At 65.7% G+C, this 15698-nt stretch carries 15 protein-coding genes; 5 read left to right on the plus strand and 10 right to left on the minus strand.

The genetic code is table 11. The features are described 5' to 3' along the window. Positions 1-63 precede the first annotated feature (63 nt). From P2PM1_RS01335 to P2PM1_RS01375, 9 genes are all read right to left on the minus strand, one after another. Positions 64-1005 carry a DMT family transporter gene (locus tag P2PM1_RS01335; protein ID WP_186390293.1) on the minus strand — a complete coding sequence of 314 codons (942 nt, stop codon included), beginning with the start codon at positions 1003-1005 and terminating at the stop codon, positions 64-66. Positions 1006-1266: 261 nt separating this feature from the next. Then, the gene (locus P2PM1_RS01340) at positions 1267-1737 is read right to left on the minus strand and encodes a MarR family winged helix-turn-helix transcriptional regulator (protein ID WP_186394637.1); all 471 of its coding nucleotides are present in this window, start codon (positions 1735-1737) and stop codon (positions 1267-1269) included. A 198-nt stretch (positions 1738-1935) separates the two neighbouring features. Further along, positions 1936-2523, minus strand: coding sequence for an NAD(P)H-dependent oxidoreductase (locus P2PM1_RS01345; protein ID WP_186397894.1), 588 nt, complete (start codon positions 2521-2523; stop codon positions 1936-1938). Next, entirely contained in the window at positions 2523-3104 is a 582-nt protein-coding gene (locus P2PM1_RS01350; protein ID WP_186394635.1) for an NAD(P)H-dependent oxidoreductase, read from the minus strand. The genes P2PM1_RS01345 and P2PM1_RS01350 overlap by 1 nt, the downstream gene beginning before the upstream one ends. A 10-nt stretch (positions 3105-3114) precedes the next feature. Further along, entirely contained in the window at positions 3115-4515 is a 1401-nt protein-coding gene (locus tag P2PM1_RS01355; RefSeq protein ID WP_186397895.1) for an FAD-binding oxidoreductase, read from the minus strand. Positions 4516-4518: 3 nt separating this feature from the next. Next, positions 4519-5838, minus strand: coding sequence for a cytosine deaminase (locus P2PM1_RS01360; protein WP_186394633.1), 1320 nt, complete (start codon positions 5836-5838; stop codon positions 4519-4521). Positions 5839-5842: 4 nt separating this feature from the next. After that, positions 5843-6718, minus strand: coding sequence for an ABC transporter permease (locus P2PM1_RS01365; protein WP_244293223.1), 876 nt, complete (start codon positions 6716-6718; stop codon positions 5843-5845). Between the two features lie 63 nt (positions 6719-6781). Next, positions 6782-7603, minus strand: a complete 822-nt coding sequence (locus P2PM1_RS01370) for an ABC transporter ATP-binding protein (RefSeq protein WP_186390287.1) — start codon at positions 7601-7603, stop codon at positions 6782-6784. 62 nt (positions 7604-7665) lie between these two features. Then, a complete protein-coding gene (locus P2PM1_RS01375; protein WP_186397896.1) occupies positions 7666-8691 on the minus strand; it encodes an ABC transporter substrate-binding protein in 1026 nt (341 codons plus the stop codon). A gap of 533 nt (positions 8692-9224) precedes the next feature. Here P2PM1_RS01375 and P2PM1_RS01380 point away from each other — a divergent pair. The 3 genes from P2PM1_RS01380 to P2PM1_RS01390 all read left to right on the plus strand — a co-directional run bounded on the left by P2PM1_RS01380 (position 9225) and on the right by P2PM1_RS01390 (position 12068). Then, positions 9225-9617, plus strand: coding sequence for a RidA family protein (locus tag P2PM1_RS01380; RefSeq protein ID WP_186397897.1), 393 nt, complete (start codon positions 9225-9227; stop codon positions 9615-9617). 181 nt (positions 9618-9798) lie between these two features. Next, entirely contained in the window at positions 9799-11142 is a 1344-nt protein-coding gene (locus P2PM1_RS01385; protein ID WP_186397898.1) for an 8-oxoguanine deaminase, read from the plus strand. A gap of 110 nt (positions 11143-11252) precedes the next feature. Next, on the plus strand, positions 11253-12068 hold the full coding sequence (locus P2PM1_RS01390) for a creatininase family protein (protein WP_186390283.1): 816 nt from the start codon (positions 11253-11255) through the stop codon (positions 12066-12068). 8 nt (positions 12069-12076) lie between these two features. Here the strand turns inward: P2PM1_RS01390 and P2PM1_RS01395 are convergent, their stop codons facing one another. Continuing rightward, a complete protein-coding gene (locus P2PM1_RS01395; RefSeq protein ID WP_208985156.1) occupies positions 12077-12424 on the minus strand; it encodes an ArsC family reductase in 348 nt (115 codons plus the stop codon). A gap of 143 nt (positions 12425-12567) precedes the next feature. Here P2PM1_RS01395 and P2PM1_RS01400 point away from each other — a divergent pair, with 143 nt between their 5' ends. Together P2PM1_RS01400 and argE are read left to right on the plus strand one after the other, a co-directional pair. Beyond that, positions 12568-14271: an adenylate/guanylate cyclase domain-containing protein gene (locus tag P2PM1_RS01400; protein ID WP_208985157.1), complete on the plus strand. Its 1704-nt coding sequence runs from the start codon at positions 12568-12570 to the stop codon at positions 14269-14271. Positions 14272-14285: 14 nt separating this feature from the next. Further along, on the plus strand, positions 14286-15446 hold the full coding sequence (gene argE / locus P2PM1_RS01405) for an acetylornithine deacetylase (protein ID WP_186397899.1): 1161 nt from the start codon (positions 14286-14288) through the stop codon (positions 15444-15446). Positions 15447-15698 lie beyond the last annotated feature (252 nt).

Raw genomic sequence — 15698 nt, forward strand, 5'->3', positions numbered from 1 at the left:
CCGCCGAACGGCGACCTTAATCGATTGAAGGATTACCCATCGCCGGTCGCCGCACAAGATGTCCTACCCCCGCCCCTGCGAGGCCGCCTCGGCGGCGACCTCGGCACGGGAGATCTTGCGCTCGCGATAGAGGATGTAGAGGCCGGAGGCGGTGACGATGGATGCGCCGGTCACCGTGTAGACGGTCGGAACGTCGGCGAAGACGAGATAGCCGAGCGCGACCATCCAGAGGATCTGCGTGTACATGAAAGGCGCCAGCACCGGGGCGGGCGCCAGCATATGCGCCCGGATCAGAGCGAAATGGCCGATGCCGCCAAGGGCGCCGGTCGACAGCAGCAACACCCAGTGCCAGACGCTCGACGGGGTCTGCCAGGCGGAAATGCCGAAGGGCGAGATCGCCGCGGCTGCGACAATGGCCGAGATCATCAGCATGCCGACGGGCGAATCGGTCTGGGTCAGCATGCGCGTCGTCAGCACGTAGATCGCGTAGCAGAGCATCGAGCAGACCGACAGCAGCGCTGCCCAGTGCATCTCGCCGAAGCCCGGACGGGTGACCACCAGGACGCCGATAAACCCGACGATGATCGCGATCCAGCGGCGCAGGCCGGCCCATTCGTTGAGCAGCGGCCCGGCCAGCGCCGTCACCACGAACGGCGCTGCGAACATGATCGACACCGTCTCGGCCAATTGCATGTAGCGGATCGCGAAGAAGTTGAAGGCGGTCGATCCAAGCAGGCACAGGGCTCGCAGGATCTGCAGTCCCCAACGGCGCGTATGCAGCACCTGCGGCATCCGCCAAAGGCGGAACAGCAGGACGCCATAGAGGATATGCGTCATGAAACGCATCCACACGACCTGCTCCGTCGGCAGAAACTGGCCGAGATACTTGGCCGTCGTGTCGAGGCAGGAGAAACACAGAAAGGCGAAACAGATCAGCGCGATGCCGACGAAACGCTCGGGGATGAGCCGGGCCCAGCCGCTGGCCGCCCGCTGCAAGGAATCCAAGATGTGCCCTCACTCGCCTGTCGACAGGGGCCGTCGGTCGGCGCACTCCATCGATCACGACCGGAATCGTGCATTTGTCCTATTAATTAGACTAGATCAGGGAATCTTGCGACTTGTCATGTCGCGGAATTGCACACCGGCTATGCGCTGAGAGCAACCCGGCCGACCGGCAGGCGCAGATCGGCGAGGCGGATGCCCGAACGACCGCTAGTCGTCTCCGGCGGAGACGACAGGAGCAACCACACCAATCCGGCAGGCACGTCAGTCGACTTCGTCGAGTTCCAGGTCGACCTCTTCGACCGTGCGCGAGCCGAGGTTCTTTTCCACCTGCCGAAGCAGCTTGCGCAGCTTCTTGCGGTCTTTCTCGTCGAGGCCGGCAAGCGCCTCCCGTTCCAGCCGCTTCCACGACCGATCGACCGTCTCGACCAGCGCCCTGCCCTCGTCCGTGAGGAAGACGCGGGCAAGACGCCCGTCGGTTTCCGAGGCCGCCCGGCGCAGGAAACCCTGAGCCGAGAGCCGGGTCACCATCTTGGTGACCGTCGGCGGCTGCACCGAAAGCACGGCCGCGAGCTGGCTCATGGTCTGTCCGTCGTTTTCGGACAGGATCTTGAGCACAGCTTCCTGGCCCGGATGAAGACCGATCCGGGAGAGGTGGATGCCTGCGCGCGAACGATGGGCCTTGGCGGTTTGCGCCAGGCGAAACGTCACGCTCTTTTTGTAATTGAACGCCATGTTTCGCCTTCTAATGCCGGCAAATGAAAGCTTGATGACAGCGAACGAAACTCGTGTTCCTGCCCGGCATGCGGGGCAGCGGGTGCACGGCACACGCCTGCATAATGCGACCTGAACGGTGGGGAATCAAAGAGGAATTGTCCGAAGGCGAGCAACCTGTGCCATCGCCCGGAGCGGCGCGCCGGCTCCCAAGACGGCTTACCAGCTCGCAAGCGAGCGTTTCACTTTTGCCAGATAGCGCGCGCGGCTCTCCGCAGTGGACGTATCCATCTTGTAATGGGCGAGATACCGGACCCGGCACAGCGGGTGGCACAGAAGCCGAATGCCGCGCAAAACCGTCTTGCGGCCCGGCTCGCCCACAAGCTTCGAGATCAGCCAGGAGGCGCCGCAGGTCGTCACCACGGCGATCTTGCGGATGTGCTGCATGCGCGGCCGCGTCCCGCTGGTTTCGGTGGGAATATCGAACGTCACATGCGGGATCCAGACCCGGTCGAGATAGCCCTTCAGCATCGCCGGCAGGCCGTACCACCAGGTCGGATAGATGAACAGCAGCGCCTCCGCCCACAACAGGTCGTCGACATGATCGGCAACCGGATCCCGGTTCACGGCCGGATCGGCATAGCGCCGCCATTCGCCCGCGTGCATCACGGGATCGAAGCCCTGCTCATAAAGGTCGGTAAGGCGCGTCTCGTGGCCGGCAGCGTTGAGCGTTTCCATGGCCGTCTTGCACAATGCCGCCGAGAAACTGTCCGATGCGGGGTGGCTGAAGATCACAAGAACGCGCATCAAAGCCTCTCGAGTTGCGCCGTCACGCGTGCGACGAAAGCCGAGCGTCCGGCCGCGTCGATCCTGTTCATATCGTAGAGCGCAAGATAGGAGAGCCGCCCGGTCGGCGCGATCAGGGCACGCAGCACCCGGCAGACCAGCTTGCGCGGCGGATCGCCGACCAGGAAAGCCCGCAGCCGGCTGCCGCCATAGGTGGTGATCGCGACAAGCCTGCGCACGTGCTGGAGGTTGGGCACCACCTTGCCCTCCCGCATCCGGAACGAGACCCCCGGAAGGAACACCCGGTCGAAATACCCTTTCAGGATCGCCGGAAAGCCGAAATTCCAGACCGGATAGACGAGAATGATCGCCTCCGCCCGCAGCACCTGAGCGACATAGTCCGCGACCGGTTCCCGGTTGCGATCGAGATCGTGATAGGAAAGCCGCTCCTCGCGGCTAAGGACCGGATCGAAGCCGTTTGCGTAAAGATCGCAGACCTCGACCGAATGGCCGGCGGCCACGAGCACCCGCAAGGCCTCGTCCTTCAGCGCGGCGGAGAAGCTCTCCTCCACCGGATGCGCATGGATCAGCAGCACGCGCATGCGATCCGGCCTATCGCGCCAGGCCGGGGAACAGGAAGGTCTGCTCGGCCGAGAAGTCGAAATCCGGGTTCTCCCAGGCGATCATCTTGCCCGGATTGAGCAGCCCCTTCGGATCCGCTTCCCCCTTGAAGGCAAGCTGCACCGCGTCGGTCTGCTTCATCCCGCCCTCTTCCAGCGTGTAGCGGTGCGGATTGAAGATCGGACAGCCGAGATCCTCGTGGATGCGGATGATCTCGTTGAGCCGCTCCTCGGTCGTATAGCGCACCACCGGCAGGCCGAAGCAGGTGATCTTGCCGTCGAAGCGCACGAATTCCAGATGCGCCGGCACCTCGTCGCCGAGCATCTGCGAAAGCTTCACCGCCTTTTGCACATGATCGGGGAAGGGGTAGAGCACCTGCAGATAGGTGATCGTCGGATCCACCCTGAGGCCGCGCAAGGTCGTGTGGTTCCAGGTCAGTTCGTAGACCGGCGGCAGCCCCTTGCTCTCCTCCCCGCTCGCCAGATCCGAGCGGTAGAGGATCCCCGCGCCGGTCTGGCGCCGGGTGAAGGCATCGAAGGCATCCATCGCGAAGGGCGCCACCATCACGGCACAAACCGACTGGTCGGAGCGCAGGAACTTGCGGTGCCGCAGGAAATAATCGTGCGGCAGCGGCGCCGCGATGGGAGCGATTTCCTTGGTCAGGATGCCGTCCTGATTGGCCAGCGCATTGGCATAGCGCGCCGCGCCCGCGAAATCGTCGAAGCCGACCAGCACGTCGACCCAGTCATAGGCGGCGGTCAGCGGCACGCTCACCTCGGTGATGATGCCGTTGGTGCCATAGGCATGGCTGACCTTGTGCAGGTCGGCGCCGGAGAGCGTCAGCACCCGCGGCTCCGCCTCCATCGTCACGACCTTCAGCGAGAGGATGTTGCCGAAATCCCGGAGTCCGCCCCAGTTGATCGAGCCGATGCCGCCGGAGCCGCCGGCAATGAAGCCGCCGATCGTTGCCGTCCGGTAGGTGGAGGGGTGGATCCGCAACTCCTGCCCCGTCGGGCGCACGGCGTCATCGATGGCCGACATGATCGCGCCCGCTTCGGCGCGCACGAAGCCACGGCCGGTCTCCAGAACGGCGTTCATCTCGGCAAGGCTCAGCACCACGCCGCCGGAGAGCGGCATCGCCTGACCGTAATTGCCGGTTCCGGCGCCGCGCGTCGTCACCGGAATGTCGAGTTCATAGCAGGCCTTCAGGACGCGGATCACGTCCGCTTCGCTGCGGGCGCTGACGACGATATCGGCGGTGACGTCCTCCAGTTGGCGCTTCAGCACCGGCGAGTACCAGAAGAAATCACGGCTCTTCTGCCGCACGATCTGCGGATTGTCCTCGATCGCCATCCCGTCAAGGGCGGCCTTCAGCGCGGCGATGTCATACATGCGTCAAGGCTCCATCAGATCGTCGAGGTCTCGATAGTCGGGCAGCGTCCGGTCAAGGGCAATGCCCGCCCGCAGGACCTGGCGCGGACCGGACGGACGGGCGCAGAGTTCGTTCCAGGTCCTCGCCCGGAACAGGACCAGATCGGCGGGCAGGCCCGCGTCGATCCGCCCGCGCGTCGGGTCGCCGAGCAGGCTTGCGGGCGTCGTCGTCACCGTGCGGATCCAGTCTCCCGACGGGTGATCGAGATGCAGGGTGCGGATCGCCTGCGTGAACACCTCGACCATGTCGAGATCGCCATAGGCATAGAACGGATCGCGCGTGTTGTCGGAGGCGACGGCGACGGGAATGCCCCGCGCCTTCATTTCATGCAGCAGCGTCACGCCGCGCCAACGCGGGGTGCGTCCGGCCTGACGGTCCATCAGATACATGTTGCAGAGCGGCAGCGACACGACGCCGATCCCGGCCTCGGCCACCAGATCGAGCGTGCGGTCGACCTCGTCCTCCGGCTGGCGCGCCAGCGAGCAGCAGTGACCGCAGACGATCCGTCCCTCGAAGCGGTTGCGCAGCGCGCCCTCGGCGATCATCGCAAGCGAGCGCGCCTCCGGGTCCGCCGTCTCGTCCACATGGAAATCAAGGTCGAGCCCGCGCTCGGCCGCGGCGCGGAACAGCGCATCGATATGCCCCTCCAGCCCTTCGACCATATAGGTGACCGCGCCGAGCGTGCCGCCGGTCTTCAACACCGTATCGGCGATCTGATCGAGAAATCCGGGCATCAGCAGGCTCTCGACGCCGTAAAGGGCCGAGGCCTGCAGTTCGATCCGATCCACCCACTCCTGCCGGATTTCGGCGAAGAGCGGCCAACTGATCTCCTCCTGCGGCGGAATGCTGTCGAGATGCGTGCGGATCATCACCGTGCCATGGGCATGGGCGCAGCGCAGGGCGAACTCCATGCGCCGGCGCAGATCCGCCGCCGTCCAGCATGCCGGCCGGTCCGTCTTCACCGCTTCGAGTGCGCCGGCGAAGGTCCCGTCCGGATTGGGCCGGCGCGGCCAGATATGCCCCTTGTCGAGATGGGTATGCATGTCGACGAAACCGGGCAGCACCAGGCCGCCGTCGAGATCGACGACCGCCAGCCCCTCGCGGCTTGTCAACAGGCCCGGCGGCGCGATGGCCGTGACCTCGCCATGCTCGATCTGGATGTCGGCCCGGCCGAGGCCGTCGCCGAGATGGTTGAGCGTGCCGCCGGTGACGGCGCTCGGCAGGGTCGCATTGGCCAGCAGGACCCTGCCGGTTGCTGGAACGTCTGGCATGGCATGGGTCATTGCATCAGGTGTCCCGCTTGATCGCGCTCTCGTGCCAGTGGCGCAGCAGGAGGTGCGACAGCACGCTCAGGCTGGCGAAGATGATGATGCCGGTGACCGAGATCAGCAGGATCGCGGCGAACATGCGCGGAATGTTCAGCCGGTAGCTCGCCTCGAGGATCTTGAACGCAAGGCCGGAGCCGAGGCCGCCGGTACCTGCGACGAACTCCGCGACGATGGCACCGATCAGCGACAGGCCGCCGGCGATCTTGAGGCCGCCGAGGAAATAGGGCAGCGCCGAGGGCAGGCGCAGATAGCGCAGCGTCTGCCAGCGGGTGGCGCCGTAGAGCTGGAACAGGTTGCGCAGGTTGTGGTCGGCGGAGTTCAGGCCGAGCGTCGTGTTCGACAGGATCGGGAAGAACGCAACGATCCAGGCGCAGATCAGCAATCCGGCGATCTTCGAGGGGACATAGATGAAGATCAGCGGCGCGATGACGATCACGGGCGTCACCTGCAGGATCACCGCATAGGGAAAGAAGGACATCTCAACCCATTTCGACTGGGCGAAGAGCACCGCGAGCCCGACGCCGCCGATGGTGGCGATAACCAGCGCCCCGAGCGTGATCGCGATGGTGATCAGGAGGGCCGGCCAAAGGGTCGACCAGTCCGCGACCAGCGCCTGCACCACCCGGTCGGGGCCCGGCAGGATGTAGTGGGGCACCTTGTAGGCGACGACATACCACTGCCACAGGGCAATGGTGGCGACCATGACCACGACCGGCAGCAGCCAGCGCGCGGTGCGGTCGATCCGCTCGCGGCGGGCTTTGGCGAGTTCCGCGGGGTCGGCCGTCGGCATCGCGGCTCCGTTCCGGCTTGCAGTCGTGTCCAGGTTGGCCGTCATGCGGTCGGTCCTCTGGCTGTACGGCAGGAAACTCGGAAGGCACGGGCACTCCGGACCCACCGATCAATGGTGATCGTCGTCTTCGCTTGCCATCGCCGCCTGCAGCGCCTCGGACGCATTCCGGCAATGGTCCGAATAGACATGCGAGGTGCGGAAGGTTTCGTCCCGCGGATAGGGCGCATCCACGGCAAGGTCGGCCACGACCCGCCCGGGCCGCGCCGCCATGACCACGATCCGGTTGGAGAGATAGACGCTCTCGAACACCGAATGGGTCACGAAGATCACCGTCCAGCCGAACTCCTCCCACAGGCGCAGCAGGTCGTTGTTGAGGCGGAAGCGGGTGATCTCGTCGAGCGCCGCGAAAGGCTCGTCCATCAGCAGCAGGCGCGGCTTGGTCACCAGCGCCCGCGCGATGGAGACCCGCATCTTCATGCCCCCGGACAGTTCGCGCGGGTAGCTCCTGGCGAACCTCTCCAGCCCGACCATCTCCAGCGCCTCCATGACGGCGGTGCGGGAGGTCTCGGCCGAACTGCCCTTCAGCTTGAGCGGCAGGTGAACGTTGTCGAACACCGTCGCCCAGGGCATCAGGGTCGGCTCCTGGAACACGAAGCTGATGGCGTGGTCGCGCGCGCCCGGCCGTTCGTCCGGCCACAGCAGCCGCCCCGCCGTCGGGCTGGAAAGTCCCGCGATAATGCGCAGGGCCGTCGACTTGCCGCAGCCGGAGGGGCCCAGCAGGCTGACGAACTCGCCGCTGTTGATGTCCAGCGTCATGTCCTTCAACGCCACCGTGGCATTGGCGAAGGTCTTCGACACCCGCTGCAGCGAGACGATCGGTGTCCGCGGGGAGGTCTCCCTCCCCGCGGGCGCTGAAGAGGAGGCGCTCATCGCGCGCCCCCCGACACTGCCGGCCGCGCCGGCCGGATCATTCCGTGAGTGGACAAGGCTGGTCAGTTCCCCGTCAGCGTCTTCTTGATGTCGAGGCCGACGCCCTTGTTCACGAAGTCGAGCGTGTAGGTCTTCTTGATGTCGAGGCCGTCCTCGATCACACCTGCCTTGACCATCTTGTCGTAGAAATCGGTCATCCGCTCGTCGGTCATGGCGCCGATGCCCAGCGTCTCGGTATCGCCGGAATCGACGATGCCGAACTCCTTCATCTTGTCGATGGAGAAGGCAATCTGCTCGTCGGACATTTCCGGGTTGTCGGCCTTGATCGCCTCGTTGGCCGCCGAATTGTCGCCGTACAGATAGTTGTACCAGCCGATCGCCGACCCTTCGACGAAGCACTTCACCACCTCCGGACGGTTGGCGACCGTGTCGGCCATGGTCTCGACGGTGGTGGCATAGGTGCTGAAGCCGTAGTCGGCGATCAGATAGATGTCGGGAGCGAAACCGCCCTCGCGCTCGACGGCGAAGGGTTCGGAGGTGACATAGCCCTGCTGGCCGGCCGCCGGGTCGGCAAGGAACGGCGCCGGGTTGAACGTGTAGGGACGCCGCTGCTCGACGGTGAAGCCGTATTCGGAGATCATCCACTGATAGTAAGAGGCAAAGCCGTTGTCGCCGATCAGCAGCGGCGCCGTACCGGCCATTGCCTCGAAGCTCTCGTACTTGCCGGGATGCGTCAGGATGATCTGCGGCTCCTTCTGGAAGTCCGCGGCCACCACGACGATCGGAATGCCCTCGCGCAAGGCGAAGAACGCCTGCAGCATGTTGCCGCCCATCAGGAAGTCGATCTTGCCGGCGAGCATGAGCGCCCGGTTGTTCACCTGCGGTCCGCCGGTCACGATGGTGACGTCGAGGCCGCAGGCCTTATAGGTGCCGTCGGCAACGGCCTGGTAGTAGCCACCATGCTCGGCCTGGGCCAGCCAGTTGGTGCCGAACGTCACCGCCTCCTGGGCAAGCGACCCGCCCGTCGAAACCGAAACAAGCGCAAGTGCCGCCCCTCCAAGCAGGGCGCTCTTCGATACTGTCCGCATGATGCTGTTCGCCTCCAGAAATGGTCCAAGTTCGCGTCGGCCTGCGTCGGGCCACCGTCCCGTTCTTTTTTCGGCGATCCCCGCCCCGCGAGCGGGATCCGCCTGAGCTGACCGAGTATGATCGGCCATCGAGGATCAGCCACGCTCAAATTGCAGCCATCTCCTCAAAGCACAGCAATCGACGTGCCACGCCCCTTGAGATACCAGCCGATTTTGACAATCCTTTAGGGGCCGGAACCGTTTTTGGAGCCTTCGCCGAAAGGACAGTCGCAAAATCAACCAGGGCAAACGCCGCAAGCGGCGCGTCATGGCATCGACAGCAGACACTAACCCAGCTTGCGCGCACAAAAAAGCGGCATTGCGGCCAGCCCCTTCGCCGGAAATTTCATCATGGGCAGGGCTTCCCGGCATGACATCCGAAGGTGCATTTCCGTTGGGAATGTGCCGCGGCTAGGATGCCTGTCCAGCCACGCGCGCAGCCGCCCGGTGCCTTCGCACAGGGCTGATGCCCCCGCCTAACTCCAGGAGGTCCCATGACCAGAGCAATCACACCGCCCGACATGGCCCCGCCCTTTGCCCGCTACAGTCACGCGGTGGAAGTCCCGGCGGGCCGCCGGCTGGTCGTCTGCTCCGGTCAGCTCGGCATCGATTCGCAAGGCGCCGTGCCGGCCGATGTGGAAGGCCAGACCCGCCTGTGCTTCGAGAATATCGGCCGCATCCTGGCGGCTGCCGGCATGGGCTTTTCCGACATGGTGCGGATCAACGCCTATGTAACGGGCCGCGAGCACCTTGCCGGCTACATGAAGACGCGCGACGAGTTCACCGGTTCGCCCCCGCCCGCCTCGACGCTGATGATCGTCTCCGGATTCGCCAGACCCGAATTCGTTGTCGAGGTGGAAGTGATCGCCGCCGCACCCGAGCGGTGATTCGCGAGGCCGGCAGCAGGAGCCCGTTGCCGGCTCTTCGCCGCCTCTGCTAGGCTTGCAATTGCGCCGGACGGTACTCTCGGCCGGCGCCAATCACGCAACCCTTTCCCTGTGCGGAACTCGGGCGGCTTCGGGCCGCTATCCAAGCCTGCAGGTCGACCCGACAACAGGACGCACATTCATGCGCATGTGGATCAAGGACCCGCTCGCCATCCTTGCCGACAACGCCGCCCGCGGCATCGTGGTGGAAAGCGGCCGGATCACCGAACTCGTACCGGCCGGCAGGGAGCCGTCAAGCCCGGTGGACGAGACCCATGACGCCTCGTCAGAAGTGGTCATTCCCGGGCTGATCAACACCCATCACCACTTCTTCCAGACGCTGACGCGCGCCCATCCCAGCGCCATCAACAAGGAACTGTTCCCCTGGCTCCAGGCGCTCTACCCGATCTGGGCCAGGAACGTCACGCCGGAGACCTTCCGGCTCGGCACCCGCCTTGCCCTGACCGAGCTGCTGATGTCGGGCTGCACCGCCGCCTCAGACCATCACTATCTCTTCCCGGCCGGCCTCGAGAACGCCATGGACATCCAGGTGGAGGAGGCCACCCGTCTCGGCATCCGCATGACGGTGACGCGCGGCTCGATGAACCTCAGCCAGAAGGACGGCGGCCTGCCGCCCGACACGGTCGTGCAGGACGAGGACACCATCCTTGCCGACTGCGAACGGGTCCTGTCGCGCTATCACGACACGTCCGAGGGCGCGATGATCCAGGTGGCGCTTGCCCCTTGCGCGCCCTTCACCGTCACCAAGCGGCTGATGCGTGAGAGCGTGACGCTGGCCGAGCGCTTCGACTGCCGCCTGCACACGCATCTCGGCGAGACCATCGACGAAGACGATTACTGCCTGCACCACTTCCAGTGCCGGCCCGTCGACTATCTGGAGGAATGCGGCTGGCTCAACGAGCGCGTCTGGCTGGCGCATGGCATCCATTTCAACGACGACGAGGTGCGGCGCCTCGGCCATGCCTGCGTCGGCGTGTGCCACTGCCCGACCTCCAACATGACGCTGGCCTCCGGCCAGTGCCGGACGAAGGAGCTGGAAGCCGCCGGCTGCCCGGTCGGCCTCGGCGTCGACGGCTCGGCCTCCAACGACAATTCCAACCTGATGGAAAGCCTGCGCCACGCCTTGATGATCAACCGGCTGACCTATGACGCGGCGTCGGTGACCCATTTCGACACCTATCGCTGGGCGACCGAAGGCTCGGCCCGCTGCCTCGGGCGCAAGGACCTCGGTGCCATTGCCGTCGGCAAGCAGGCCGATCTTGCCTTCTACCGGCTGGACGAGTTGCGTTTTTCCGGCGCCGGCGATCCGCTCGCCGCGCTGATTCTGTGCGGCGCCCATACGGCGAGCCGGGTGATGGTCGCCGGCGACTGGAAGGTGGTCGACGGCCGTCCCGTCCATATCGATATCGAACGCCTGCGCGCCGAGCACGGCGCCGCGGCGAAACGCTTCCTCGAAGCGCTTTGACGACCGGCCCGCAGGGCCCACATGACAGGAGGCCGGGCGATGCGACCGGTCTCCCCGCCTTCGGCCCTTCCATGCGGCAAGGACCGCCACGCCAACGAGAGCTGCACGACATGACCGACCTGCCCCGCCGCTTCTGGCACGAGATGACCGCCTTCGACTTCGCCAATGCCGACACTTCGTCGTGGATCGCGGTGCTGCCCGTGGCGGCGATCGAGCAGCACGGCCCGCACCTGCCGGTCTTCACCGACACCTGCATTGCCGAAGGCCAGATCTCGCGCGTGCTGGAACTGCTGCCGCGCGACGTGCCGGCGACGTTCCTCCCCGTTCAGGCCATCGGCAAGTCCAACGAGCACATCTCCTCGCCGGGCACGCTGACGCTGTCCTGGGAGACGGCGACCCGTGCCTGGGTCGAGATCGGCGAAAGCGTGTTCCGCGCCGGCGTGCGCAAGTTGGTCCTCGTCACCTCGCATGGCGGCAACGTGCCGCTGATCGACATCGTCGCGCGCGAACTCCGGGTGAAGCACGACATGCTGGTCACCGCGACCGGCTGGTCGCGCTTCGGCCAGCCGCACGGTGTCTTCCCGGACGAGGAGTTCACCTATGGCATCCATGGCGGCGATATCGAGACATCGCTGATGCTCTATCTGCGCCCGGATCTGGTGCATATGCGCAAGGCAGAAGACTTCCGCTCGACCCAGCTCGACTTCCTGCGCGAGTTCAAGCACCTGCGCGGCCATGGGCCGGCCCAGTTCGGCTGGAAGGCGCAGGACCTCAACCCGGCCGGAACGGTCGGAAACGCTTCAGCCGCCACGGCCGCCAAGGGCGAGGCCTCGCTCGACCATGCCGCGCGCGGTTTCGTCGAATTGCTGAAAGACATGCACGCCTTCGATCTCGGCCGGCTGTGGACGCCGGATGGCGAAGCCTGAGGCGAACTTCAGCGCAGCGTCGACCAGGACGCGGGATCGAAGCCGATCAGCCAGCGGTCGCCATCGTGATAGATCGGCCGCTTGATCGCGGACGGATGGTCCAGCAGCACGGCGAGCGCTCCGGCGTCGCCGGCGGCTCGAGCTTTCGTCTCGTCGGGCAGCTTGCGCCAGGTGGTTCCGCGCGTGTTGACCACCGCTTCCCGTCCGAAGGCCTGGAAGAACGACCGCAACAGGCCTTCGTCGATACCGGCCTTCTTGTAGTCGTGAAAGGTGTAGGCAAGGCCGTTCTCGTCGAGAAACCGGCGAGCCTTCTTCACCGTGTCGCAATTGGCTATACCGTAGAGCATGGCGGCCATGGTCAGGGTTCCTGACAGGAGGGGTTGGCGAGAGATCGCCAAGGGTCGCCGCAGGATGGGCGACCGGCACTTGCAGCGTCAAGGCCGGGCTCCCTGAGACGTGACCTTCCCGCAAGATGCGGGACGAGCGGACGGCGGCTTGGATGGCACAGAGAAAGACGCCCGCATCCGCGGACGGGCAGGGAATCCGGCAGGGGCTGCGGCTGGCCAGCGGCCTTGTTCTGCTCGCCTTCGCGTTCAGCCACTTTCTCAATCACATGCTCGGCATCTGGTCGCTCGAGGCGATGGAGGCCGGACGACTGGTTTTCATAGCCCTCTGGCGCAGCCCGCCCGGCGAAATCCTGCTGCTCTCCGCCCTTCTTGTGCATGTCGCCCTCGCCCTGTGGAAGACCGCCCGCCGGCGGAGCCTGCGCCTGCCGCCCTGGCAATGGGCGCAATTGCTGCTGGGACTGGCGATCCCCTTCCTGCTCATTCCCCATGCCATCGGCACCGCCGGTCTGGCCCACCGATTCGGCTATGAGGACAGCTACCGCAACGTGCTCAGCGTCCTGTGGCCCGGCCTCGTCTTCAACCAGACCCTGCTGATGCTGCTGGTCTGGCTGCACGGCATGATCGGTCTGCATTTCTGGCTGCGCCCGAAGCCGGGCTACGGTCCATTCAAGCCCGTCCTGTTCGCCGTCGCCCTGCTCGTCCCCGTTCTCGCCTCCTGGGGCTGGATCGACGCGGCCCGACGTCTTCGCCTGACAGAAAACCCGCCCTTTCCTCTGACGCCGGAGATGGCCGTCTGGTCGGATCCGCTGATCGCCGCGCTGCGCAACGGCTTCTATGCACTGGTCGCGATGGCCCTCGTCGCCATTGCGGTTCGCGCGCTGCTGCGCCGCCCGCGCAAGACCATCGAGATCACCTATCCGGGCGACCGGCTGGTGAGGGTCGCCCCCGGTCCGACCCTGCTGGAAATCAGCAAGATGAACGGCATCCCCCATGCCGATGTCTGCGGTGGCCGCGCCCGCTGCTCGACCTGCCGGACCCGCATTCTCGACGGCCTCGACACGTTGCCCGCCCCGTCCGCGACCGAAGCGAAGGTGCTCGCCCGCATCAGCGCAGGCGAGGACATTCGCCTTGCGTGCCAGGTTCGGCCGCAAGCGCCCCTCAAGGTTCAGCCCCTGGTACCGGCAAGCGGCGCAGCACGCGTCGCCGGATCGGACGGCGATGCCTATCACTGGGGCGTCGAACAGCCGGCGGCGATCCTGTTCGTCGACCTGCGGAATTTCACCGGCCTTGCCGAGCACCGGCTTTCCTACGACGTCGTCTTCCTCCTCAACCGTTATCTCGGCGAGACCGCCAAGGCGGTCGAAGCCTGCGGCGGCTATGTCGACAAGTTCATCGGCGACGGTGTCATGGCGATCTTCGGCATGAAGGACGGGCTGCAGGCCGGCTGTCGCAACGCGCTCGCAGCGACAAACGCCATCGCCGAAACCATGGAGCGCCTCAACGTCGAACTGGGCCCGCAACTGAACGCGCCGCTCAGGGTCGGGATGGGCCTGCATGCCGGCGCGGTGATCCTGGGGCGCATCGGCGCGGTAAGCGGCAACGGTGCCAGCGCCCGGATCACCGCGCTTGGCGACGTCGTCAACATCGCAAGCCGGCTGGAGACGGCGACGAAAGAACTGGGACACAGCCTCGTCGTCTCGAGCGCCGTGCTGGAGGCCGCCGGCTACACCTGCAACATTGCCGGGAAAACCGAGATCGCGGTCAGGGGGCGGCGCGAACCGCTCGACGTTTTCGCTCTCGACCCGCCGGCCTGCCTGGTCGATACTCTGACCGGACACAGCTCCCCTCCCGCCTGAATCAGGTCTCCCCCATGTCGCGACAGTATTCTTCCCAGGAAATGCTTGCCCGTCTCGTTGCCTTTCCGACAGTCTCCTCCAACAGCAATCTCGATCTCATCGATTTCGTCGAAACCTATCTGGCGGAGCACGGCATCGCCGCGCGGCGCGTGCCCGACGCCACCGGCACCAAGGCCGCGCTGCACGCCGTGATCGGCCCGCACAAGGACGGGGGCGTGGCGCTGTCCGCCCACACCGACGTCGTACCTGTCGAAGGACAGGCCTGGAGCAGCGACCCGTTCGTCCTGCGCGAGGCCGATGGCCGACTCTATGGCCGCGGCACCTGCGACATGAAGGGCTTCGCCGCCGTGGCACTGGCAGCCGTGCCGCAGATGGTCGCCGCACCGTTGACCCGTCCCATCCACATCGCCCTGTCCTACGACGAGGAAGTGGGCTGCATCGGCGCACCTCCGATGATCGATTCGATGCTGCGCTCCGGCCCCAAGCCGTCGATGGTCGTGGTCGGCGAACCCAGCAACATGCGCGTTATCACCGCGCATAAGGGAACAGCGGTCATCCGTGTGACCGTGCGCGGCCACTCGGTTCACTCCAGCCAGTGGGACCGCGGCGTCTCGGCCATCGCCAATGCCGCCCGCATCATCTCCTGGCTCGATGACCGCACCCGCGAGAATCAGCGGGCCGCCGATCCGGCCCTTGCCATGGACCCGCCTTTCACGACCCTGCATTGCGGCGTGATCGAGGGCGGCACGGCAGCCAATATCGTCTCGCGCTCCTGCTCCTTCTTCTGCGACATCCGCACTGTCCCCGGAGACACGCTGGAAGCCTGGCTCGAACGGCTGGAGACCTTCATCCGCACCGAGGTCGAGCCGGGCATGCGCGCCGTCCACGCCGACACGGGGGTGATCGTCGAGAAGCTCGCCTACGCTCCCGCCCTCAGCGAGGAGCAGGACGGGCCGGCCGAAGCGCTTGCCCGCCGGCTTACCGGCGATAACGGCCGGCACATGGTGGTCTATGGCACCGAGGCCGGACAGTTTCAGGAACGCGGCATTTCCGCGGTCGTCTGCGGTCCCGGTTCGATCGACCAGGCCCATCAGCCCGACGAATACATCGAGACGGCGGAGATCGTCGCAGCGGACGGATTCGTGTCGCGGCTCATCGCCGACATGTGCCGTTAGGGCAACCTGGACAGGGCTGCCTGCGAACGTTCAGGTCATCCACAGGCGCCCGATGCTTGTGCAAGGGGTGCGCGGCAAGCCTTGCACAAGGAATGGCGCGGGCTCGGGATGGTGCTTCCGTCGCGACTTCCGCAATTCCTCTCTTTCGCGCCCAGCGCGTGCTGGACTGTCGCTTTCGACATTGCTTAGATGCAGGCTTGTGAACCGCATCAACGCGGTCTGTCGGATAGGACCGGATGCACCGGTCCACAG

The sequence above is a fragment of the Stappia sp. P2PMeth1 genome (genome assembly GCF_900185735.1).
Lineage (GTDB): Bacteria > Pseudomonadota > Alphaproteobacteria > Rhizobiales > Stappiaceae > Stappia.

Coding starts and splice junctions, on each gene's coding strand:
- P2PM1_RS01340 (WP_186394637.1), bottom strand. CDS start 1,737: ATGGCGTTCAATTACAAAAAGAGCGTGACGTTTCGCCTGGCGCAAACC.
- P2PM1_RS01345 (WP_186397894.1), bottom strand. CDS start 2,523: ATGCGCGTTCTTGTGATCTTCAGCCACCCCGCATCGGACAGTTTCTCG.
- P2PM1_RS01350 (WP_186394635.1), bottom strand. CDS start 3,104: ATGCGCGTGCTGCTGATCCATGCGCATCCGGTGGAGGAGAGCTTCTCC.
- P2PM1_RS01355 (WP_186397895.1), bottom strand. CDS start 4,515: ATGTATGACATCGCCGCGCTGAAGGCCGCCCTTGACGGGATGGCGATC.
- P2PM1_RS01360 (WP_186394633.1), bottom strand. CDS start 5,838: ATGACCCATGCCATGCCAGACGTTCCAGCAACCGGCAGGGTCCTGCTG.
- P2PM1_RS01365 (WP_244293223.1), bottom strand. CDS start 6,718: ATGACGGCCAACCTGGACACGACTGCAAGCCGGAACGGAGCCGCGATG.
- P2PM1_RS01370 (WP_186390287.1), bottom strand. CDS start 7,603: ATGAGCGCCTCCTCTTCAGCGCCCGCGGGGAGGGAGACCTCCCCGCGG.
- P2PM1_RS01375 (WP_186397896.1), bottom strand. CDS start 8,691: ATGCGGACAGTATCGAAGAGCGCCCTGCTTGGAGGGGCGGCACTTGCG.
- P2PM1_RS01380 (WP_186397897.1), top strand. CDS start 9,225: ATGACCAGAGCAATCACACCGCCCGACATGGCCCCGCCCTTTGCCCGC.
- P2PM1_RS01385 (WP_186397898.1), top strand. CDS start 9,799: ATGCGCATGTGGATCAAGGACCCGCTCGCCATCCTTGCCGACAACGCC.
- P2PM1_RS01390 (WP_186390283.1), top strand. CDS start 11,253: ATGACCGACCTGCCCCGCCGCTTCTGGCACGAGATGACCGCCTTCGAC.
- P2PM1_RS01395 (WP_208985156.1), bottom strand. CDS start 12,424: ATGGCCGCCATGCTCTACGGTATAGCCAATTGCGACACGGTGAAGAAG.
- P2PM1_RS01400 (WP_208985157.1), top strand. CDS start 12,568: ATGGCACAGAGAAAGACGCCCGCATCCGCGGACGGGCAGGGAATCCGG.
- argE (WP_186397899.1), top strand. CDS start 14,286: ATGTCGCGACAGTATTCTTCCCAGGAAATGCTTGCCCGTCTCGTTGCC.